This window comes from Stenotrophomonas sp. PAMC25021, assembly GCF_004795795.1.
Taxonomy (GTDB): domain Bacteria; phylum Pseudomonadota; class Gammaproteobacteria; order Xanthomonadales; family Xanthomonadaceae; genus Stenotrophomonas; species Stenotrophomonas muris.
Genome location: NZ_CP039255.1, coordinates 152438 through 173068, shown reverse-complemented (window position 1 = coordinate 173068; position 20631 = coordinate 152438). Strand labels below are relative to the sequence as shown.

Below are 20631 nucleotides of genomic sequence, written 5' to 3'. Positions count from 1 at the left end.
GCATGGGCTCGGGCGCTACAGATTCTGTGGCCGGTTGAGAGGCTTACCCCGCCACCTTGCCCCACACCTTGAAGGTGGTCAGCCACAGGCCGAGCATGCTGCCGATGTTGGTCAGCATGAAGGTCAGCACCACGCGGGTAACGCGATTGCGGTACCAGCCCTTCAGGCTCTGCGCATCGTCGCGCAGCTTCAGGAAGTCTTCGTAGGCCGGCTTGCGCAGGCGCGCTTCCACCAGCGCCGAGAATGCGCCGGTCGGGATGCTCAGGCGGAACGGCTTGAACGGGGCCACCGCGATCGCGGTAAGAATGCTCAGCGGGTGACCGCCTGCCAGCAGGCAGCCCAGGCCCGCCAGGCCGCCGGTATACATTGCCCAGGTCGCCAGCAGCTCGGTGCCCACGCCCAGGCCGCCGCGGTAGAAGCCCACACCGATGCCGGTCGCCACGATCGCCAGGATGCCGAGCGTGAACCACGGGATGTTGCGCTTCTTCGGCACCGCCTCCAGCTCGGCGCGCAGCGGCGCCGGTGCCTCGGTATCGGTTTCCAGGTAGCGCGCCAGCCCGGCCAGGTGACCGGCGCCGACCACCGCCAGCACTTCACGCTGCTGCGGGGTGTGCTCCTCGCGCAGGCGCGTGGCCATGTAACGGTCGCGCTCACCGATGATGGTCTCGTACAGCGCCGGGCTCTCGCTGGCGAACTCACCAAAGCTCGATTCCAGCATGTCGCCCTGCTTGAGCTTTTCGATCTCGTTCTCGCCCACTTCCTCGGACGAGAACAGGCCGGCGCCCAGCCCGGCAACCAGCTTCAGCTTGCCGAAGAACCCAAGCCGCTGCGACGCCCGGCGGAAGGTCAGGCCGACCTCGCGGTCGATCAGGTGCACCGGCAGGTCGCGTTCGCGCGCCAGTTCCACCGCGCGTTTCAGTTCCGCGCCCGGCTCGATGTCGAGCTGTTCGGCCAGGCGGCGCTGGTAGGCGGACAGGGCCAGGTTGGCGGCGAACAGGGCGACGCGGCCCTTGCGGATCACCTCGACCAGGTCGAGCTTGGCCAGCGTGTCCGGGTCGCTCAGCGCCTGCAGGCGCTGCGGGTCCAGCTCGACGGCAACCGCATCGAAGCGGCCGCTGTCGATGGCTTTTTCCACGGCCTCGACGCTGGCGCGGGAGACGTGGGCGGTGCCCAGCAGGGTGTAGCGCACGCCGTCGCGTTCGACGACGCGCACCGGCTGGCCGGCGAACAGGTCGTCACCGGTCTCGGGAAGGGTTTCGGTCATGGGTTCATTCATTGGAAGGTGCGGTGTCGGCGCCATCGCCGAGCGCGCGCTGCATCTGCACGGTGTCCAGCCAGCGGCCATGCTTGCGGCCGAGGCCACGGAACACGCCGACCAGCTCGAAGCCGAAGCGTTCGTGCAGCTTGATTGAAGCGGTATTGGTCGGTTCGCCGATCACCGCCACCATCTGCCGGTAGCCACGCGCCACGCAGGCGTCGATCAACGCCTGCAGCAGGCCGGTGCCGACGCCCTTGCCCTGGAACGCGGCATCGACGTAGACCGAGTTTTCCACGGTCCACTGGTAGGCAACGCGGGTGCGGTAGGTGTTGGCGTAGGCATAGCCGGCCACCTGGCCGTCAATCTCGGCGACCAGGTAGGGGAAGCCGCGGTCGATGATGTCGCGCATGCGGCGCAGCATCTCGGACGCGTCCGGGATGTCGTACTCGTAAGTGTTGACGAAGTCGGTCACTTCCACCGCGTAGATCGCGGTGATCGCGTCGATGTCGGCCGGGCCGGCATCACGGATGAGGACGGCCATGCGCGGGCTCCGGCTCAGTCGATGTAGCGCTTGAGCAGGTCGCCGTAGGCATCGATGCGGCGATCACGCAGGAACGGCCAGATGCGGCGCACGTGCTCGCTGCGCTGCAGGTCGACGTCGCACAGCAGCACGGTGGCCTCGGTGCCGGCCTCGGCCAGGAACTCGCCCTGCGGGCCCAGCACGTGGCTGTTGCCCCAGAACTGGATGCCCGACGCGCCCAGCGGCGAGGCCTCGTGGCCGACGCGGTTGCAGCTCAGCACCGGCAGGCCGTTGGCCACCGCATGGCCGCGATGGCTCAGCACCCAGGCGTCGCGCTGGCGGGTCTTCTCGTCCTGCACGTCGTCCGGATCCCAGCCGATCGCAGTCGGATACAGCAACAGCTCGGCGCCGGCCAGCGCCATCAGGCGCGCCGCTTCCGGGTACCACTGGTCCCAGCACACCAGCACGCCCAGGCGGCCCACCGAGGTATCGATCGGCGTGAAGCCGATGTCGCCCGGGGTGAAGTAGAACTTCTCGTAGAAGCCCGGGTCGTCCGGGATATGCATCTTGCGGTACTTGCCGAGCAGCGTACCGTCCTTCTCGAACACCACGGCGGTGTTGTGGTACAGCCCGGCAGCGCGGCGCTCGAACAGCGAGCCGACCAGCACCACGCCATGCTTCTTCGCCAGCGCGCCAAGGCGCTCGGTGCTCGGGCCCGGAATCGGCTCGGCCAGGTCGAACTCGTCCACCGATTCGTGCTGGCAGAAGTACGGGCCGTTATGCAGTTCCTGCAGCAGCACCAGCTTGGCACCCTGCGCAGCCGCCTCGGCCACGCGTGCTTCGATCACCGCCAGGTTGGCGGCGGCATCACCGTGGTTGCGCTCCTGGATCAGGGCGACGGTAAGGGGGCTGCGCGAGTTCATGCGGGGCGTTCCTGCGGGGGAAAACCAGCATGTTAGCGCGGATGGGCGGCGACGGCGTGTCGCGCGCTGAATGGCGCAGCGGGTAGTGCCGGCCGCTGGCCGGCAATCCCGTGGATCCATCAGGCATTGCAGGGTTGCCGGCCAGCGGCCGGCACGACCGTTACGCCTTCAACAGCCCGGCCGGCAGCTGCATGGTGATGCAGTGCAGGCTGCCGTTCTGCCAGATCAGCGAGCGGCAGGGCACCTGCACGATCTCTCGGCCCGGGTGCGCCTGTGCCAGCACGTCGCGGGCCAGGTCATCGGCCGGGTCGCCATAGGCCGGCATCAGCACCGCGCCATTGACGATCAGGTAGTTGGCGTACGAGGCAGCCAGGCGACGGCCTTCGTCGATCACCGGCCGGGCCCACGGCAGCGGGAACAGGCGGTACGGCTGGCCATCCTTGGTGCGTAGCGCGGCCAGCTCATTGCCCATCGCCTGCAGTTCGGCGTAATGCGAGTCGCTCTCGTCGTCGCAGGCCTGGTAGACGATGCTGTCAGCCGAGGCGAAGCGGGCGAGGGTATCGATGTGCGCGTCGGTGTCGTCGCCTTCCAGGTAGCCGTGGTCCAGCCACAGCACGCGGTCCTGCTGCAGCCAGTCGGCCAGGTCGGCGCTCAGGCTGGCGCGGTCGCGGTCCGGGTGGCGCTCGTGCAGGCACTTCCAGGTGGTCAGCAGGGTGCCTTCACCGTCGGTCTCGATGCCGCCGCCTTCCAGCGCGAACGGAATGCTGCGGACCGGCGCATCGTTGAATACGCCGGCCTGGTCGAGCACGCCCACCAGCTGGTCATCCAGGGTGGCGTCGAACTTGCCGCCCCAGCCGGTGAAGCGGAAATCCAGCAGCTGGAAGCCGCCGTCGGCACGGCGCAGGGTGATCGGGCCGGAGTCGCGCAGCCAGGTATCGTCGTAGGCCGCCGTGGTGAAGTGGACCTTGTCCATGTCGATGCGGTTGGAGCGCAGTCGCATCTCGGCGTAGGTCTCCACATCGTCGTCGGCCACGCAGATCAGCACTGGCTGGAAGCGGGTGATGGCCGCGACCAGGGCGATGTAGGTCTCTTCCACCTGGCCCAGGCGGTCAGCCCAGTCGGTATCGGCGGTGGGCCAGGCAATCAGGACGCCGCTCTGGGCTTCCCACTCGGCAGGAAAACGAAGGGTCTGGTTCATGGTCTCGCTACACAGGCCCGCCCACGGCGGGTAATGGGATCAACGGATCGGCGGTTTCGGGCCGATTTCGTTCGGGTCCGCCTGGTTGGCCACCACGTCGATCACCTTCTGCTTCTCGAAGTAGACGGTGAACTGCGGGTACACCCAGCGGTTGATGGTCGGCCATTGCCGTTTCTGCCCGCCACGCGGCTGCAGCTGCTCGCTGGGCGCGCCGAACTGCGCCTGCACCTGCTGCATGCTCTGGCCGCGCACGGGCAGGGCACCGGCCGGCTTCTCGCGGGCGCGGTCGACAAGCAGGGTATCGGCCAGTGCCGGTGTGGCGGCGGCCAGGGTGGCCATCACGGCCAGGGCGGACAGGTAACGCTTCATCTCGATCTACTCCCCAGTGGTCAAGAAAGGCGATTACAGCAAAAACGGCAGGAAAAAGCCGCATAAACAAAAAACCGCCCGAAGGCGGTTTCTTGCATCGGGTCGGCCCCGCGTAGGGCCAGCCGCAGCCGGAAGGCTGTGAGGCTTAGCGCTGACGCGCCTTGAAACGCGGGTTCGACTTGCAGATGACGAAGATCTTGCCACGACGACGCACGACCTTGCAGTCACGGTGACGGGCCTTCGCCGACTTCAGGGAGGACAGGACTTTCATGGCATACCTCGGCGTAAACAGTAGTTGTTCGGGTGGAGCGTGGCCGCGATATGCGAAAGACAATCGGCAGTTGACGCTCGTTCAAGCCCGCCATTCTACCGGGCTTTTCCTCGTGGTTTCAAGTGGTTGCACAAAAGATCCCGCTGGGGGCGTCTGGCAGGGGCTAGAATGGCCTCTTCACACGCTCTGGGACCCCCATGAATCCACTCGCTCCCGTCCTGACCATCGACGGCCCATCCGGGGCCGGCAAGGGTACCATCAGCCGCATCATCGCGCGCCGGATGGGCTGGCATTACCTGGATTCGGGCGCGCTGTACCGGGCGGTGGGCGTGGCCGCAAGCTGGGCCGACATCGATACCTCCGACGCCTCGGCGCTGGTGCGTTGCACCTTCGATACCCACGTTCAGTTTGTCGAGCAGGGCGATGCCATGCGGGTCATGGTCAACGGCACCGATGCCACCGACGAGCTGCGCCTGGAGACCACCGGTGCGCTGGCCTCGGCCATTGCCGCCATTCCCGAGGTCCGCGCTGCCCTGAAGGAGCGCCAGCGCGCATTCAGGGAGCTGCCGGGCCTGGTCGCCGACGGCCGCGACATGGGCACGGTGATCTTCCCGGACGCCTCCTACAAGGTCTTCCTGACCGCCAGTGCCGAGGAGCGCGCCCAGCGCCGGCATAAGCAGTTGAAAGACAAGGGGGTTTCTGTTAACTTTGATGATCTCCTGCGCGAGATCATGGCCCGCGACGCCCGTGATGCCCAGCGTACCGTGGCGCCCCTGAAGCCGGCAGACGATGCTGTCCTCATCGACACCACAGGCATCGGCATCGATGATGTCGTTGCCAGAGTGATGGATCTGCTTCCGGTTCCGGCTGCCTGATCCGTTCGCGCGGGAGCGCTGCCAGCAGCATCGGCGGTGGTCGCGCATAGCAGTGCTGTACCAGCTCCGTCGCGCAATGATGCGTGGCGGTTTTCCTACTACACACGACCTGCGTTTCCGGGGTCGACCAACAGGCGGGCGGTCGCCATTCCCCTGAAGGGGACGCCACCGACCCATGTGTCCAACAGAGTAAATCTAATGACCGAATCATTTGCCGAACTGTTTGAAGCCAGCCAGGCCAATCTGGCCAAGCTGAAGCCGGGCGCCATCGTCAGCGGTACCGTTGTTGAAGTCCGCGGCGACGTCGTGGTGATCAACGCTGGCCTGAAGTCCGAAGGCATCGTGCCGATCGAACAGTTCCGTAACGACGCTGGCGAAATCGACGTCGCCGAAGGCGACATCGTCAAGGTCGCCCTCGACTCGATCGAGAACGGCTTCGGCGAAACCGTCCTGTCGCGCGAGAAGGCCAAGCGCGCGATGGTGTGGGACGAGCTGGAAGAAGCGTTGGAAAAGAACGAAACCATCACCGGCCGCATCAGCGGCAAGGTCAAGGGTGGTTTCACCGTGGACATCAAGGATGTCCGCGCCTTCCTGCCGGGTTCCCTGGTCGATGTGCGCCCGGTGCGCGATCCGGCCTACCTGGAAGGCAAGGAACTCGAGTTCAAGCTCATCAAGCTGGACCGCAAGCGTAACAACGTCGTGGTCTCGCGCCGCGCTGTCGTCGAAAGCGAGCACTCGGAAGAGCGCGAGCAGCTGATGGACAAGCTGCAGGAAGGCGCGATCCTGAAGGGTGTCGTCAAGAACCTGACCGATTACGGCGCGTTCGTGGACCTGGGCGGTATCGACGGCCTGCTGCACATCACCGACATGGCGTGGAAGCGCGTGCGTCACCCGTCGGAAGTCGTGAACGTCGGCGACGAGCTGGACGTCCGCGTGCTGAAGTTCGACCGCGAGCGCAACCGCGTTTCGCTGGGCCTGAAGCAGCTGGGCGAGGATCCGTGGGACAACATCGGCCGTCGTTACCCGGCCAACAGCCGCGTCTTCGGCAAGGTCTCCAACGTCACCGATTACGGTGCGTTCGTTGAGATCGAGCCGGGCGTCGAAGGCCTGGTGCACGTCTCGGAGATGGATTGGACCAACAAGAACGTCAACCCGTCCAAGGTTGTCCAGGTTGGTGATGAAGTCGAAGTGATGGTGCTGGACGTCGATGAAGAGCGTCGCCGTATCTCGCTGGGCATGAAGCAGGTTGCCGCCAATCCGTGGGAAACCTTCGCTGCCACCCACAAGAAGGGTGACAAGGTGTCGGGCCAGATCAAGTCGATCACCGACTTCGGCATCTTCATCGGCCTGGACGGCGGCATCGACGGCCTGGTCCACCTGTCCGACATCAGCTGGAACACCACCGGCGAAGACGTCGTTCGCAACTTCAAGAAGGGCGATACCCTGGACGCCGTCGTCCTGGCTGTCGATCCGGAGCGCGAGCGCATCTCCCTGGGCGTGAAGCAGCTGGAGCAGGATCCGTTCGGCCAGTACATGGCTGCCAATCCGAAGGGCTCCAAGGTTGAAGGCGTGGTGAAGGAAGTCGACGCCAAGGGCGCGATCATCGAGCTGGCTGACGGCATCGAAGGTTACGTCTCGGCCCGCGACATCGCCAACGAGCGCGTTGACGACGCCACCCAGCACCTGAAGGTCGGCGACAAGGTCGAAGCCAAGTTCGTGGGCATGGACCGCAAGGGCCGTACCCTGCAGCTGTCGATCAAGGCCAAGGACGACGCGGAAATGCGCGAAGTGCTGGAGGAATACCAGTCCTCTTCGGCTTCCAGCGGCACCACCCAGCTGGGCGCGCTGCTGCGTGCACAGCTGAACGGCAACAAGTCCGAGTAATCGGCCTTACGCTGTTCGTTGTTTCCTGGACGGCCCGGGCATTGCCCGGGCCGTTTCAGGCTGAGATGCCCCTGATGTGAGCCGGTAATGACCAAATCCGAACTGATCGAAATCCTTGCGCGCCGCCAGGCGCACCTGAAGGCCGATGATGTCGATCTGGCGGTGAAGTCGTTGCTGGAAATGATGGGCGGATCGCTGTCCGCCGGGGATCGCATCGAAATCCGTGGATTTGGCAGCTTCTCGCTGCACTATCGTCCGCCGCGCCTGGGTCGCAACCCGAAGACCGGCGAATCGGTTGCCCTGCCGGGCAAGCATGTCCCCCATTTCAAGCCGGGCAAGGAACTGCGCGAGCGGGTCAGCAGTGTGCTGCCGCTGGACGCCGATCCGGCCTGAGCCTTCCGTCGCGCCACCGCGTGCGAATCCAGCCGCGAGTCGGATAAGCTACGGACTCCTGCCACTGGAGCTGTCGCATGAAGGTTTTTCGTCTGCTGGTCCTGCTGGCGGTACTCATTCTTGGGTTGATCATCGGTGCCATGAACATGGACGAGATGACCATCAACCTGCTGTTCACCCAGCTTAAGACCTCGGTCGGCGTGGCCATCATTGCCGCGTTGCTGATCGGCGTCATCGTTGGCGCTGGCCTGGTGCTGGTGAGCGTGGTCATTCCGCTCTACAGCCAGCTGCGCCGCGCCAACAAGTCCGCTGCCGCCACGCCGGCACCGGTTGCTTCCCCTCAATCTTTTGATGGACGCTGATCGAAGATGGATTTCGTCACCGAGTGGTTCTGGTTCTTCCTGTTCGTTCCGCTGGCCGCCCTGGCTGGGTGGGTGATCGGGCGGCGCGGTGGTCAACGCCACGGTGACAGCCAGGTCAGCCGCCTGTCGAGCACCTATTTCCGTGGCCTGAACTACCTGCTCAACGAGCAGCCGGACAAGGCCATCGAGCTGTTCCTGCACATCGCCGAGCTGGACAAGGAAACCTTCGAGACCCAGGTCGCGCTGGGCCACCTGTTCCGCCGCCGCGGCGAAGTCGACCGCGCCATCCGCCTGCACCAGGGCCTGGTCAACCGCCACGACCTCAGTGATGCACAGCGCGTGCAGGCCCTGCTGGCGCTGGGCGAGGACTACATGAAGTCCGGCCTGCTGGACCGTGCCGAGACCGTGTTCACCGAGCTGGCGCAGCTGGATCAGCGTGCACCGCAGGCACTCAAGCACCTGATCGGCATCTACCAGGCCGAGCGCGACTGGGAAAAGGCGATCGACAACGCGACCCGTTTCGAGGACGTCACCGGCGAGCCGATGGGCAAGCTGATCGGACAGTTCGAATGCGAACTGGCCGAACGTTTCCGTGGCGCCGGCAAGCTGGAAGAGGCGAGGGCAGCGATCGCCCGCGCCTACCAGGCCGACGCGATGTCGGTGCGCGCCGGCATCATCGAGGGCCGGCTGGAAACCGACGCGGGCAATCCAGAGGCCGCCGTGCGCGCCTTCGAGCGCGCCGCGCGCAACGACCCCGAATACCTGCCGGAACTGCTGCCGGCACTGATGCAGAACTATCGCAGGGTCGGCGATCTGGCAGGTGCACGCGCGTTCCTGTCGGAGATGACCGAGCACTACCGCGGCATCGCCCCGGTACTGGCGCTGACCCGGTTGATGGAAGAGCAGGAAGGCGTGGCGCCGGCCCGTGCCTACCTCGGTCGCCAGCTCAAGGATCGCCCGTCGGTACGTGGCGAATCCGCGCTGATCGATCTGACCCTCGCCGAGGGAGCCGATTCCACCGCCACCCTGCATGACCTCAAGCACATCACCGACCAGCTGCTGGTGCGCAACCCGGCCTATCGCTGCACGCGCTGCGGCTTCGGTGCGCGTACCCACCACTGGCAGTGCCCGAGCTGCAAGGAGTGGGGGACGGTCAAGCCGCTGCTGAACTACGCGGTGCTCTGATCCATGCCCTGGCTTGTGATGGGCGCGCTGCTGGGGCTCGCCCTGCTCAGTGCGTTGCTGACCTGGGCTGCGCGGGGCTATGCACTGCGCCAGCAGTTGATGGACCAGCCGGGCGAGCGTCGCAGCCATAGCGTTGCCACCCCGCGCGGTGGCGGCATCGCCATCGTCATCAGCCTGCTGGTGACCGCCGGCGTGGCCATCTGGGCCTGGCCCGAAAGCACGCCGACGGTGCTGGTGGCCAGCCTTGGGCTGGTGCTGGTGGCCGGTATCGGCTGGTGGGACGACCACAAGCCCCTGCCGGCGATGCGTCGCCTGCTGGTGCATTTCATCGCCGCAGCGCTGTTGGCCGGCCTGGTCAAGGTGAATGGTGGCAGCTGGCTGTTGGCGGTGCTGGTGCTGCTGTTCACCGCGTCGCTGATCAACATCTGGAACTTCATGGACGGCATCAATGGCATCGCCGCCAGCCAGGCCGTCGTGGCGATGCTGGGGCTGGCGCCGGTGCTGCCGTGGCCCTATTCACTGGCCGCCGTGGCGCTGGGCTTGGCCTGCCTTGGATTCCTCCCGTTCAACTTCCCTCGCGCCCGGATCTTCATGGGCGATGTCGGAAGCGGTGCGCTGGGGTATGCGGTCGCAGTGGTGCTGGCGATCGCCAGCGTGCGTACCGATATCAACTGGATCCTGCTGCTGGTACCGGTTTCGCCGTTCCTCGTGGACGCGGGCTTCACACTGCTGGCGCGCATCATTTCCGGACAACGCTGGATGGAACCCCATACCCAGCATGTCTACCAGCGCGCGGTGCAGGCAGGAGCCAGTCACCCGCAGGTGACAGGGATGTACTTTGCTTTGGGTCTGTTCAGTATTACAGTGTTCAATGTCTGCTCCAATTTGCAGCCGAGGTGGGAGGCTGTCGTGGCGATCGCGTGGTTCATCGCGCTGAGCGTCCTCTGGCTCCTCCTGCGCAATGGAATGCGCCACCGACAAGGAATTACCTGAATTATGGCTTCACCCTGGCGGGACAGAATCCTCGGCCTGATGCCGCGTTCGGCCATCGTCTGCCACGACCTCTTCATGGTCTGGGCATGCTGGCAGCTGCTCCATGCAGGGCGTTACTCGATCCTGCCCAACGCCCCGGCGCTGCCCCTGTGGAACGTCGATACCACCCTGGTCCTGCTGCTGCAGGGCCTGGTGTTCTGGCGCGTGGGCCTGTACCGCGGCCTGTGGCGGTTTGCCAGCGTCAGCGACCTGCTGAACATCTTCAAGGCCAGCTTCATCGGCATGGTGGCCATCATCCTGGTGCTGATGTGGAAGCGCTTCGACGGCGTACCCATGTCGGTGCTGGTGATCTACCCGTTCGCGCTGTCGGCACTGCTCGGCGCGCCGCGCCTGCTGTACCGCGCCTGGAAGGACTACCAGGCACTGCAGTCCGATTCCAGCGCCCGCCGCGTGCTGATCCTCGGCGCCGGCCAGGCGGCCGAGACCCTGGTGCGCGACCTGCGCCGCTCCGGCAACTTCGAGCCGGTCGGCCTGCTCGACGATGCACCGCACCTGCGTGGCGCCAAGCTGCAGGGCCTGCCGATCCTGGGCACGCTGGATGACGCGCCGACGGTGGTCCGCGAGACCGCTGCCAAGCTGCTGGTCATTGCCATGCCGTCGCTGGACGCCGCAGGCATGCAGCGCGTCGTCGCGATCTGCGAAAGCACCGGCGTGCCGTTCCGTACCGTGCCCAAGCTCAGTGACATCCTGCAGGGCCAGTCGCTGCCGGGCCAGCTGAAGGAAGTGGCGATCGAGGACCTGCTGGGGCGCAAGCCGATCATGCCGGACTGGAACCTGATCCGCGGCTGGTTGGGTGGGCGCACCGTGATGGTTACCGGCGCCGGTGGTTCGATCGGCTCGGAGCTGTGCCGCCAATGCGCGCGGCATGGTGCCGGTCGCATCATCCTGCTGGAGATCAGCGAACTGCTGCTGCTGACCATCGAAGGCGAGCTGCGTCGCAGCTTCCCCGATGTCGAGATCGAGGCGGTGCTGGGCGACTGTGGCGACCCGGCGGTGATCCGCCACGCGCTGTCGCTGCACCCGGTCGATACCGCTTTCCATGCGGCCGCCTACAAGCATGTGCCGGTGCTGGAACGCCAGCTGCGCGAAGCGGTGCGCAACAACATCCTGGCGACCGAGAACGTCGCGCGCGCCTGCCTGGAAGCCCGCGTGGAGCATTTCGTGTTCATCTCCACCGACAAGGCGGTCGACCCGGTCAATGCGCTGGGCGCGAGCAAGCGCTACGCCGAGATGATCTGCCAGAGCCTGGACCAGAAGTCCACGCATACCCGTTTTGTCACGGTGCGCTTCGGCAACGTGCTGGCGTCGGCCGGCAGCGTGGTGCCGCTGTTCCGCGAGCAGATCCTGCGCGGTGGCCCGGTCACGGTCACCGACCCGGAAGTCAGCCGCTACTTCATGACCATTCCCGAGGCCTGCCAGCTGATCCTGCAGGCGGCCGCATCGGCGTCGCATGGTGCGATCTATACCCTCGACATGGGCGAGCCGGTGCCGATCCGCGTGCTGGCCGAACAGATGATCCGCCTGACCGGCAAGCAGCCGTACAAGGACATCCAGATCATCTATACCGGCCTGCGTCCGGGCGAGAAGCTGCACGAGACGCTGTTCTATTCGGACGAAGATTACCGCTCCACCGCGCACCCGAAGATTCTTGAAGCCGGCGTGCGTACGTTCTCGCGCGACCTGGTGCTGGGCAACGTTCCGCGCCTGCGCGAGGCGATTGCCAGCTACGACACCGCCCGCATCCAGGAAATCCTGTTTGCGACGATGCCGGAATTCTCGCCAATCGAACAGGATGCTTACATTTCATCCGCTAAAGTCGTGCCTTTTCCGGCACGTGAGGCCAACAGGCACCAATGAGCAAGCGAATTCGCAAAGCAGTTTTCCCGGTGGCAGGATTGGGGACGCGTTTTTTGCCAGCAACCAAGACTGTGCCGAAGGAGATGCTGCCGATCATTGATCGGCCGCTGATCCAGTACGCGGTGGATGAGGCGATCGAAGCCGGCTGTGACACGCTGGTGTTCATCACCAACCGCTACAAGCACGCCGTTGCCGACTATTTCGACAAGGCGTACGAGCTGGAGCAGAAGCTTGAGCGCGCTGGCAAGCAGGAGCAGCTGGAACTGATCCGGCACGTGCTCCCCAATGGTGTGCGCGCGATCTTCGTGACCCAGGCCGAGGCGCTGGGCCTCGGGCACGCGGTGCTGTGTGCCAGGTCGGTGATCGGTGACGAGCCGTTTGCCGTACTGCTGCCCGACGACCTGATCTGGAACCGCGGTGCGGGCGCGCTGAAGCAGATGGCCGACCTCAACGAAGCCAGTGGCGCCAGCGTGATCGCGGTCGAAGACGTGCCGCACGATAAGACCGCCAGTTACGGCATCGTCGCCACCGACGCGTTCGATGGCCGCAAGGGCCGTATTTCGCAGATCGTCGAGAAGCCGAAGCCGGAGGACGCGCCGAGCGACCTGGCGGTGGTGGGTCGTTACGTGCTCAGCCCGAAGATCTTCGAGCTGCTGGAACAGACCCAGACCGGTGCCGGCGGCGAGATCCAGCTGACCGATGCGATTGCCGAGCTGCTGAAGACCGAAGAAGTCGATGCCTATCGTTTCGAGGGCACCCGCTTCGACTGCGGCACGCACCTGGGTCTGGTGGAGGCGACGATCCGCTTCGCGCTGGACAACCCGAAGCTGGCTGGCCCGGCGCGGGAGAAGCTGGCGGCGATGCTGGCGGAATAAGGGTTTTATCAAGCGCTCCGTGCGGCGCCTTGATTGATACGTGGGGGAGAGGGCGGATGGCCCTCTCCAAAACACGCCAAAGCCCTTCCATGGTGCTCGATGGCGCCATCCATGGCGCCAACGGTTTTGGAGAGGGCCATCCGCCCCCTCTCGACAGTTTCCGTGTGGCGCGGACGGGAAGGGCGGAATCAAAGGCAGAAGCAAAAGCAAAAAGGCAGCCACTGGCTGCCTTTTTTCGTGGGTTGGGGTCAGATCCCTTTGCGCAGCAAAGGGATCTGACCCCAGCCTTTGACCCTGCCTTTGCTCATCCCTCCGCCGCGGGGAGGCTGGAAGGGCCGGGTTGGCAGGGCTTCCCGGGACCGTTGGCGCCATGGATGGCGCCATCGAGCCCCCATGGAAGGGTTCACGGCGTGTCCCGGGCAGCCCTGCCAACCCGACCCACGCCATGAAGCCCAACGAGGCAACGCCTTGAACCTTACAGCGCCTCGAAAATACCCGCCGCACCCATGCCGGTGCCGATGCACATCGTCACCATGCCGTACTTCTGCTGGCGACGACGCAGGCCGTGCAGCAGGGTTGCGGTACGGATCGCACCGGTCGCACCCAGCGGGTGGCCCAGGGCAATCGCGCCGCCCAGCGGGTTGACCTTGGCCGGGTCCAGGCCGCAGTCACGGATCACCGCCAGCGACTGCGCGGCGAAGGCTTCGTTGAGCTCGATCCAGTCCAGCTGGTCCTGGGTCAGGCCGGCCTGCTTCAGTGCCTTCGGGATCGCGGCGATCGGGCCGATGCCCATCACTTCCGGACGCACGCCGGCCACCGAGAAGCTGACGAAACGGGCCAGCGGGGTCAGGCCGTAATCCTTGATCGCCTGCTCCGAGGCCAGCAGCACGGCGCCGGCGCCGTCGCTCATCTGCGACGAGTTGCCGGCGGTGACGGTGCCGCCGAACTGGCCGTTGCGGAACACCGGGCGCAGCTTGGCCAGGCCTTCGGCCGAGGAATCCGGGCGGGGGCCTTCGTCGGTGTCGGCGATCTTGTTGCGGGTGATGATGCGCTGGCCGTCGGCCAGGTCCGGCAGGTGCGAGACGATCTCGTACGGGCTGATCTCGTCCTTGAACTCGCCGTTCTGGATCGCGGCCATGGCCTTCTGGTGCGAGGCCAGGGCAAAGGCATCCTGGTCTTCGCGCGAGACCTTCCACTCTTCGGCGACCTTCTCGGCGGTGATGCCCATGCCGTAGGCGATGGCAACGTGGTCGTTGTCGAACACGCTCGGCGCCATGGCGATCTTGTTGCCCATCATCGGCACCATCGACATCGACTCGGTGCCGCCGGCCAGCATCAGGTCGGCGTTGCCCAGGCGGATCGCGTCGGCGGCCTGCGCCACGGCCTGCAGGCCGGAGGAGCAGAAGCGGTTCACGGTCTGTGCGGCGATGGTGTTCGGCAGGCCGGCCAGCAGCACGCCGATGCGGGCCACGTTCATGCCCTGCTCGGCTTCCGGCATGGCGCAACCGATGATGGCGTCATCGATGCGGTTGACGTCCACGCCCGGGGCCTGGGCGACGACGCTGCGCAGCACGTGCGCAAGCATGTCGTCGGGGCGGGTGTTGCGGAACATGCCCTTGGGCGCCTTGCCAACCGGGGTACGGGTGGCGGCGACGATGTAGGCGTCCTGGATTTGCTTGGTCATTGCAGTGATCTCTTGAATTTTTTAGCCGGAGTGCCGACCAACGGTCGGCACCCACCGGAAGCAGGGATGGGCGATCAGTTACGCAGCGGCTTGCCGGTCTTCAGCATGTGCGCGATGCGGGCCTGGGTCTTTTCCTGCTGGGCCAGTTCGACGAAGTGCTTGCGCTCCAGGGTCAGCAGCCACTCTTCGTCGACCAGGGTGCCGCGGTCGACCTTGCCACCGCACAGCACGGTAGCGATGCGCTCGGCGATCTCGTAGTCGTACGGGCTGATGAAGCGGCCTTCCAGCATGTTGACCAGCATCATCTTGAAGGTGGCGATACCCACGTCACCGGCCACCTGGATGCGGCGTGCCGGCAGCGGCGGGCGGTAACCCGCTTCGGCCAGGGCGCGTGCTTCGGCCTTGGCGATGTGCAGGGCCTCGTAGCTGTTGAACACCACCTTGTCGGTGCTGCGCAGCAGGCCCAGTTCCTTGGCGTTGACCGCCGAGTTGGACACCTTCGCCATCGCCACGGTCTCGAAGGTCTTCTTCAGTTCGGCGAACACGTCGCCGCCCGGGCCCGCGGCCTGCGAGGCGCGCACGGCCAGTTCCTTCAGGCCACCACCGGCCGGCAGCAGGCCGACGCCGGCCTCGACCAGGCCGATGTAGCTTTCCAGGAAGGCCACGGTCTTGGCGCTGTGCATCTGGAACTCGCAGCCGCCACCCAGGGCCAGGCCGCGCACGGCAGCCACCACTGGCACCAGCGAGTACTTGATGCGCTGGCTGGTGCGCTGGAAGTTGGCAACCATTTCTTCGAACTGGTCGACCTTGCCGGCCTGCAGCAGGCCCAGCGCGCCGGCCAGGTCGGCACCGGCGGAGAAGGGTTCCTTCTGCTGCCAGATCACCAGGCCCTGGAAGTCCTTCTCGGCGCGGCTCACGCATTCCTGCAGGCCGTCCAGCACCTGGTCGGACACGGTGTTCATCTTGGTCTTGAAGCTGACCACGGCGATGCCATCACCGTCGTGCCACATGCGCAGGCCGTCGTTCTCGAACACGGTCTCGCCCGGCGCGAACGTCTCGCCCAGCAGCGGATCGGGGAAGCGCTGGCGCTGGTACACCGGCAGCGACGAGCGCGGCAGCTTGGCGTTGCGCGACGGGCTGTAGCTGCCTTCGGCGGCATGCACGCCGTCGCGGCCATCGAACACCCAGTCCGGCAGCGGCGCGTTGCTCATGCTCTTGCCGGCGACGATGTCATCGGCGATCCACTGCGCCACCTGCTTCCAGCCGGCGGCCTGCCAGGTCTCGAACGGGCCCAGCGACCAGCCGTAGCCCCAGCGGATGGCCAGGTCGACGTCGCGCGCGGTCTCGGCGATGTCGGCCAGGTGGTAGGCGCTGTAGTGGAACAGGTCGCGGAAGGTCGCCCACAGGAACTGCGCCTGCGGGTGCTGGCTCTCGCGCAGCTTGGCGAACTTCTCGGCCGGGTTCCTGATCTTCAGGATCTCGACCACTTCCGGCACGGCAGCGCGATCGGCCGGACGGTAGTCCTGCTTCTCCAGGTCCAGCACCACGATGTCCTTGCCGACCTTGCGGAAGATGCCGGCACCGGTCTTCTGGCCCAGCGCGCCCTTGGAAATCAGCGCGTCCAGCCACTTCGGCGACTTGAAGAATTCATGCCACGGGTCATTCGGCAGGGTGTCGCCCATGGTCTTGATGACGTGGGCCATGGTGTCCAGGCCGACCACGTCGGAGGTGCGGTAGGTGGCCGACTTCGGGCGGCCGACCAGCGGACCGGTCAGGCCGTCCACTTCATCGAAGCCCAGGCCGAACTGCTGGGTGTGGTGGATGGTGGACAGGATCGAGAACACGCCGATGCGGTTGCCGATGAAGTTCGGGGTGTCCTTGGCGTACACCACGCCCTTGCCCAGGGTGGTGACAAGGAACTCTTCCAGGCCTTCCAGCACGGCGGCGTCGGTGGTGGTGGCCGGGATCAGCTCGGCCAGGTGCATGTAGCGCGGCGGGTTGAAGAAGTGCACGCCGCAGAAGCGGTGGCGCAGCTGCTCGGGCAGCACGTCGGCCAGCTTGTTGATGCCCAGGCCCGAGGTGTTGGAGGCCAGCACCGCGTGGTCGGCCACGAACGGCGCGATCTTCTTGTACAGGTCCTGCTTCCAGTCCATGCGCTCGGCGATGGCCTCGATGATCAGGTCGCAGTCCTTCAGCTGCTCCAGGCCGGACTCGTAGTTGGCCGGAGTGATGGCTTCGGCCAGCGACTTGCTGGCCAGCGGTGCCGGGCTCAGCTTGCCCAGGTTGGCGATCGCCTTCAGCACGATGCCGTCGGCCGGACCCTCCTTGGCGGGCAGGTCGAACAGCACGGTGTCGACGCCAGCGTTGGTGAGGTGGGCAGCGATCTGGGCACCCATGACGCCGGCACCCAGCACGGCGGCGCGGCGGACTAGCAGGGAATTGGACATGGTGTAGGGCCTTTGTTGGTCAGCAGTTACTGGGTGGAATCAAAGGGAAGCGGGCAGGGCGCTGGCGCGAGCGGCGGCGCGGAACCCGGCTTCGGCGAAATGGATCAGTTCGTGGGCGGCATGGGCACGATGCGCCGCTTCAGTGACACCGGCGGGACGCTTGATCAGCCCGAAGTCGGCCATGGCATAGGTGAGCGAGCCGGCCAGGAAATCCAGGCGCCAGTACAGCTCTTCCTTGCTCAGGTCGGGTACGCACTCGCCGATGGCCTTGCCGAACGCACGCAGCACGTGGCCGTAGTGGTCGGACAGGAACTTGCGCAGGTTGTCGTTCTTCTCGGCGTAGGCGCGGGCGATCACGCGCACGAAGGCACCGCCGTTCTGGCGGTCCTGGGCCAGCGCCAATGCCGGCTCGACGAACGCGGCCAGCACCGGGCGCAGCTGCCCGGGGTGTTCGCTGCGGGCGCGTTCGAGCTGCGACAGGCGGGCGCCGGTCATCTCGTCCATGCGGCGGCGGAACACCTCGTTGACCAGGTTCTCCTTGGAGCCGAAGTGGTAGTTGACCGCTGCGATGTTGACGTCGGCCTGGCTGGTCACCTGGCGCAGCGAAGTGCCGGCGAAGCCGTGCTGTGCGAACAGCTCCTCGGCCGCGCCGAGAATGCGGTCCTTGGTCGAGAAGTGGGCGGGTTTGGCCATCGGCGGGCGGACCTTAATCAAACGATTGTTTGATACTAGGACCAGACGGTAGCGTATGGCATTTTGCAGTGCAGCAAAATCGGCCGGTCCGGTCAGATTTCACTCAGGTGGGTGAATGGGGTAGGGGTCGGATCCCCGCAGGGGCTCCGACCCCGACACTGGGCCCGGAACGGGGTCAGAGCCCCTGTGGGGATCTGACCCCTGCCATGAGGGTTTGCCGGCCGGCGACCGGCACTACCACGCCAGCGCTTTATCTTTTACAATTCGCCTACGTTTATCAGGCTAAGCCCGCGTCCCGACGCGGGTTTTTTTCATGTTACCCTTCGGGCCATCAGCGGCCCGATTCCATTGGAGACATCCCATGGCGCTGGAGCGCACCCTTTCGATCATCAAGCCGGACGCCGTTGCCAAGAACGTCATCGGCGAAATCTACGCCCGCTTCGAGAAGGCCGGCCTGAAGGTCGTGGCCGCCAAGTACAAGCAGCTGTCGCGCCGTGAAGCCGAAGGCTTCTACGCCGTGCACCGCGAGCGTCCGTTCTTCAACGCGCTGGTCGAGTTCATGATCTCCGGCCCGGTGATGATCCAGGCCCTGGAAGGCGAGAACGCCGTCCTGGCCCACCGCGACCTGCTGGGCGCCACCAACCCGAAGGAAGCCGCGCCGGGCACCATCCGCGCCGACTTCGCCGAATCCATCGATGCCAACGCCGCCCACGGCTCGGACTCGGTCGAGAATGCCGCGATTGAAATCGCCTACTTCTTCGCCGCCACCGAAGTCGTTTCGCGCTGAGAGTAATGCCGTGAACGAGGTCGTACAGTCCCCCGCCATCCAGCCGCTGCCGAAGTCGGCACCCACGGCTGGCAAGCAGAACCTGCTCGACCTCGATCGCGCGGGCCTGGAGAAGTTCTTCGTCGAGGTTCTCGGCGAAAAGAAGTTCCGTGCCCACCAGGTGATGAAGTGGATCCACCATCGCTACGTCACCGATTTCGATGAAATGACCGACCTCGGCAAGGTCCTGCGCGCCAAGCTGCAGGCCCATGCCGAGGTGCTGGTTCCGAACATCGTGTTCGACAAGCCCTCCGCCGACGGCACCCACAAGTGGCTGCTGGCGATGGGCGTGGATGGCAAGAACGCCATCGAGACCGTGTACATCCCGGACAAGACCCGCGGCACGCTGTGCGTGTCCTCGCAGGTCGGTTGCGGCCTGAACTGCACGTTCTGCTCCACCGCCACCCAGGGCTTCAACCGCAACCTGACCACCGCCGAGATCATCGGCCAGGTGTGGGTTGCCGCGCGCCACCTGGGCAACGTGCCGCACCAGATGCGCCGCCTCACCAACGTGGTGATGATGGGCATGGGCGAGCCACTGATGAATTTCGACAACGTCGTGCGCGCCATGAGCGTGATGCGCGACGACCTGGGCTACGGCCTGGCCAACAAGCGCGTGACCCTGTCGACCTCCGGCCTGGTGCCGCAGATCGACCGCTTGTCCGCCGAGAGCGACGTCTCGCTGGCGGTGTCGCTGCATGCGCCGAACGATGCGCTGCGCGAAACCCTGGTGCCGCTCAACAAGAAGTACCCGATCGCCGAGCTGATGGCCTCGTGCGCACGCTACCTGCGCGCCAACAAGCGCCGCGAATCGGTCACCTTCGAATACACCCTGATGAAGGGCATCAACGACAAGCCCGAGCATGCCCGCGAATTGGCCCGCCTGATGCGCCAGTTCGACAACGCGGTGCAGGCCAAGGATTCGGGCAAGGTCAACCTGATTCCCTTCAATCCGTTCCCGGGCACCCGCTACGAGCGTTCGGAAGAAGCGCACATCCGCGCCTTCCAGAAGATCCTGCTCGACAGCAACGTGCTGACCATGGTCCGCCGCACCCGTGGCGACGACATCGACGCCGCCTGTGGCCAGCTCAAGGGCCAGGTGATGGACCGCACCCGCCGCCAGGCGGAGTTCAACAAGACGCTGCAGGCGGGGAAGGGGAGCGATGCCGCGGCCTGACCGCCTCTGGCTGGCGCTTCTCGCAGGCGTGCTGGCCGTTGCGGTCGGCGGCTGCAAATCCCATCCCAAGGCCAAGCTCGGTCCGAGCCAGGCGCCGGTCTATTCGGTGGGTGACCCGGAAAGCGTGCGGCGCGAAGTGCGCTGGCGCGACCTGTTGACGCTGGCGACCCGCGACATGCAGGTCGGCAATCTCGATGCCGCCGAGCGCAAGGTGCGCGAAGCACTGAAGCTGGCGCCCGAGGCGCCCGATGCGCTGGTGCTGCAGGCCGGCATCGATGACCGTCGTGGCCGCACCCGCCAAGCCGGTGAGAACTTCCGCAAGGCCGCCGAACTGGCGCCGCAGCGCGGCGACGTGCTCAACAATTACGGTGCCTGGCTGTGCCAGCAGGGCCAGCCGGCCGAATCGCTGGTCTGGTTCGACCGCGCGTTGCAGGCGCCGGGTTATGCCACCCCGGGCGAAGCCCAGGCCAATGCCGGCAGCTGCGCACTGGACGCGGGCCAGCTTGAACGCGCCGAACGCGACCTGCGTGCGGCGCTCGTGGCGGCCCCGGCCAACCCGGTCGCGCTGGAGTCGATGGCCCAGCTGAGCTACCGCCAGGGCCGCTACATGGAGGCCCGGGCCTTCGCCGAACGTAGGATTGCGGCTGCACCCGCAACGCGTTCCGTGTTACAACTTGCGTCTCAAATCGAAGTGAAGCTGGGCGATCGGGCGGCATCTGATCGTTATCTGCAGCGGATTCGACAGGAATTTCCGCAGGACGCGGGCTCCTAACTCCAGGGT

General features: G+C 65.8%; 20 protein-coding genes. 11 read left to right on the top strand and 9 right to left on the bottom strand.

Annotated elements, in window-relative coordinates; genetic code table 11:
* Window positions 1-43 precede the first annotated feature (43 nt).
* The 6 genes from E5790_RS00815 to ykgO form a co-directional block, all read right to left on the bottom strand.
* A complete protein-coding gene (locus tag E5790_RS00815; protein ID WP_041863327.1) occupies window positions 44-1276 on the bottom strand; it encodes a TraB/GumN family protein in 1233 nt (410 codons plus the stop codon).
* Entirely contained in the window at window positions 1269-1799 is a 531-nt protein-coding gene (locus E5790_RS00810; protein ID WP_014646846.1) for a GNAT family N-acetyltransferase, read from the bottom strand. Before E5790_RS00810 ends, E5790_RS00815 begins: the two co-directional genes overlap by 8 nt.
* A gap of 14 nt (window positions 1800-1813) precedes the next feature.
* Window positions 1814-2701 (bottom strand): carbon-nitrogen hydrolase, encoded by an 888-nt coding sequence (locus E5790_RS00805; RefSeq protein WP_008267821.1) that lies wholly within the window; start codon window positions 2699-2701, stop codon window positions 1814-1816.
* 160 nt (window positions 2702-2861) lie between these two features.
* A complete protein-coding gene (locus tag E5790_RS00800; protein WP_032960746.1) occupies window positions 2862-3899 on the bottom strand; it encodes an agmatine deiminase family protein in 1038 nt (345 codons plus the stop codon).
* 39 nt (window positions 3900-3938) lie between these two features.
* Window positions 3939-4268 (bottom strand): hypothetical protein, encoded by a 330-nt coding sequence (locus tag E5790_RS00795; protein WP_005416228.1) that lies wholly within the window; start codon window positions 4266-4268, stop codon window positions 3939-3941.
* Between the two features lie 145 nt (window positions 4269-4413).
* Window positions 4414-4539 carry a type B 50S ribosomal protein L36 gene (ykgO, locus tag E5790_RS00790; RefSeq protein WP_005409283.1) on the bottom strand — a complete coding sequence of 42 codons (126 nt, stop codon included), beginning with the start codon at window positions 4537-4539 and terminating at the stop codon, window positions 4414-4416.
* Between the two features lie 197 nt (window positions 4540-4736).
* On the opposite strand from ykgO, the gene cmk reads away from it, so the two are divergent.
* The 8 genes from cmk (at window position 4737) to galU (ending at window position 13023) form a co-directional block, all read left to right on the top strand.
* Window positions 4737-5414 (top strand): (d)CMP kinase, encoded by a 678-nt coding sequence (gene cmk, locus E5790_RS00785; protein WP_111206124.1) that lies wholly within the window; start codon window positions 4737-4739, stop codon window positions 5412-5414.
* Between the two features lie 198 nt (window positions 5415-5612).
* Window positions 5613-7298, top strand: coding sequence for a 30S ribosomal protein S1 (gene rpsA / locus E5790_RS00780; RefSeq protein WP_005416230.1), 1686 nt, complete (start codon window positions 5613-5615; stop codon window positions 7296-7298).
* Between the two features lie 87 nt (window positions 7299-7385).
* A complete protein-coding gene (locus tag E5790_RS00775; protein ID WP_005409286.1) occupies window positions 7386-7691 on the top strand; it encodes an integration host factor subunit beta in 306 nt (101 codons plus the stop codon).
* Window positions 7692-7768: 77 nt separating this feature from the next.
* Window positions 7769-8053: a LapA family protein gene (locus E5790_RS00770; RefSeq protein WP_014646849.1), complete on the top strand. Its 285-nt coding sequence runs from the start codon at window positions 7769-7771 to the stop codon at window positions 8051-8053.
* A 6-nt stretch (window positions 8054-8059) separates the two neighbouring features.
* Window positions 8060-9238 carry a lipopolysaccharide assembly protein LapB gene (gene lapB, locus E5790_RS00765; RefSeq protein ID WP_014646850.1) on the top strand — a complete coding sequence of 393 codons (1179 nt, stop codon included), beginning with the start codon at window positions 8060-8062 and terminating at the stop codon, window positions 9236-9238.
* 3 nt (window positions 9239-9241) lie between these two features.
* Complete coding sequence (locus tag E5790_RS00760; RefSeq protein ID WP_046430191.1) at window positions 9242-10231, top strand: glycosyltransferase family 4 protein; 990 nt, start codon at window positions 9242-9244, stop codon at window positions 10229-10231.
* Window positions 10232-10234: 3 nt separating this feature from the next.
* On the top strand, window positions 10235-12148 hold the full coding sequence (locus E5790_RS00755) for a nucleoside-diphosphate sugar epimerase/dehydratase (protein WP_014646852.1): 1914 nt from the start codon (window positions 10235-10237) through the stop codon (window positions 12146-12148).
* Window positions 12145-13023, top strand: a complete 879-nt coding sequence (gene galU, locus E5790_RS00750; RefSeq protein WP_032960751.1) for a UTP--glucose-1-phosphate uridylyltransferase GalU — start codon at window positions 12145-12147, stop codon at window positions 13021-13023. Before E5790_RS00755 ends, galU begins: the two co-directional genes overlap by 4 nt.
* A 475-nt stretch (window positions 13024-13498) precedes the next feature.
* Here galU and E5790_RS00745 read toward each other — a convergent pair whose 3' ends face one another.
* The 3 genes from E5790_RS00745 to E5790_RS00735 all read right to left on the bottom strand — a co-directional run bounded on the left by E5790_RS00745 (window position 13499) and on the right by E5790_RS00735 (window position 17847).
* Window positions 13499-14707 carry an acetyl-CoA C-acyltransferase gene (locus E5790_RS00745; RefSeq protein ID WP_019661304.1) on the bottom strand — a complete coding sequence of 403 codons (1209 nt, stop codon included), beginning with the start codon at window positions 14705-14707 and terminating at the stop codon, window positions 13499-13501.
* Between the two features lie 74 nt (window positions 14708-14781).
* Window positions 14782-17154 (bottom strand): 3-hydroxyacyl-CoA dehydrogenase/enoyl-CoA hydratase family protein, encoded by a 2373-nt coding sequence (locus E5790_RS00740; protein WP_111206125.1) that lies wholly within the window; start codon window positions 17152-17154, stop codon window positions 14782-14784.
* 39 nt (window positions 17155-17193) lie between these two features.
* Window positions 17194-17847, bottom strand: coding sequence for a TetR family transcriptional regulator (locus E5790_RS00735; protein WP_014646856.1), 654 nt, complete (start codon window positions 17845-17847; stop codon window positions 17194-17196).
* 361 nt (window positions 17848-18208) lie between these two features.
* On the opposite strand from E5790_RS00735, the gene ndk reads away from it, so the two are divergent.
* From ndk to pilW, 3 genes are read left to right on the top strand one after another with little or no spacing between them, the layout of a single operon-like run.
* Window positions 18209-18634 carry a nucleoside-diphosphate kinase gene (ndk, locus tag E5790_RS00730; protein WP_005409295.1) on the top strand — a complete coding sequence of 142 codons (426 nt, stop codon included), beginning with the start codon at window positions 18209-18211 and terminating at the stop codon, window positions 18632-18634.
* Between the two features lie 10 nt (window positions 18635-18644).
* Entirely contained in the window at window positions 18645-19850 is a 1206-nt protein-coding gene (gene rlmN, locus E5790_RS00725) for a 23S rRNA (adenine(2503)-C(2))-methyltransferase RlmN (protein ID WP_005409296.1), read from the top strand.
* Window positions 19837-20622: a type IV pilus biogenesis/stability protein PilW gene (gene pilW, locus E5790_RS00720; protein WP_041863329.1), complete on the top strand. Its 786-nt coding sequence runs from the start codon at window positions 19837-19839 to the stop codon at window positions 20620-20622. The genes rlmN and pilW overlap by 14 nt, the downstream gene beginning before the upstream one ends.
* Window positions 20623-20631 lie beyond the last annotated feature (9 nt).

Bases quoted from the DNA above. Each gene is read 5' to 3' on its own strand.
- E5790_RS00805 (WP_008267821.1), bottom strand. From the start codon at position 2,701: ATGAACTCGCGCAGCCCCCTTACCGTCGCCCTGATCCAGGAGCGCAAC.
- galU (WP_032960751.1), top strand. From the start codon at position 12,145: ATGAGCAAGCGAATTCGCAAAGCAGTTTTCCCGGTGGCAGGATTGGGG.
- E5790_RS00735 (WP_014646856.1), bottom strand. From the start codon at position 17,847: ATGGCCAAACCCGCCCACTTCTCGACCAAGGACCGCATTCTCGGCGCG.
- cmk (WP_111206124.1), top strand. From the start codon at position 4,737: ATGAATCCACTCGCTCCCGTCCTGACCATCGACGGCCCATCCGGGGCC.
- ykgO (WP_005409283.1), bottom strand. From the start codon at position 4,539: ATGAAAGTCCTGTCCTCCCTGAAGTCGGCGAAGGCCCGTCACCGTGAC.
- E5790_RS00795 (WP_005416228.1), bottom strand. From the start codon at position 4,268: ATGAAGCGTTACCTGTCCGCCCTGGCCGTGATGGCCACCCTGGCCGCC.
- lapB (WP_014646850.1), top strand. From the start codon at position 8,060: ATGGATTTCGTCACCGAGTGGTTCTGGTTCTTCCTGTTCGTTCCGCTG.
- E5790_RS00775 (WP_005409286.1), top strand. From the start codon at position 7,386: ATGACCAAATCCGAACTGATCGAAATCCTTGCGCGCCGCCAGGCGCAC.
- E5790_RS00800 (WP_032960746.1), bottom strand. From the start codon at position 3,899: ATGAACCAGACCCTTCGTTTTCCTGCCGAGTGGGAAGCCCAGAGCGGC.
- E5790_RS00760 (WP_046430191.1), top strand. From the start codon at position 9,242: ATGCCCTGGCTTGTGATGGGCGCGCTGCTGGGGCTCGCCCTGCTCAGT.
- rpsA (WP_005416230.1), top strand. From the start codon at position 5,613: ATGACCGAATCATTTGCCGAACTGTTTGAAGCCAGCCAGGCCAATCTG.
- E5790_RS00755 (WP_014646852.1), top strand. From the start codon at position 10,235: ATGGCTTCACCCTGGCGGGACAGAATCCTCGGCCTGATGCCGCGTTCG.
- E5790_RS00740 (WP_111206125.1), bottom strand. From the start codon at position 17,154: ATGTCCAATTCCCTGCTAGTCCGCCGCGCCGCCGTGCTGGGTGCCGGC.
- ndk (WP_005409295.1), top strand. From the start codon at position 18,209: ATGGCGCTGGAGCGCACCCTTTCGATCATCAAGCCGGACGCCGTTGCC.
- E5790_RS00770 (WP_014646849.1), top strand. From the start codon at position 7,769: ATGAAGGTTTTTCGTCTGCTGGTCCTGCTGGCGGTACTCATTCTTGGG.
- E5790_RS00745 (WP_019661304.1), bottom strand. From the start codon at position 14,707: ATGACCAAGCAAATCCAGGACGCCTACATCGTCGCCGCCACCCGTACC.
- E5790_RS00815 (WP_041863327.1), bottom strand. From the start codon at position 1,276: ATGAATGAACCCATGACCGAAACCCTTCCCGAGACCGGTGACGACCTG.
- pilW (WP_041863329.1), top strand. From the start codon at position 19,837: ATGCCGCGGCCTGACCGCCTCTGGCTGGCGCTTCTCGCAGGCGTGCTG.
- E5790_RS00810 (WP_014646846.1), bottom strand. From the start codon at position 1,799: ATGGCCGTCCTCATCCGTGATGCCGGCCCGGCCGACATCGACGCGATC.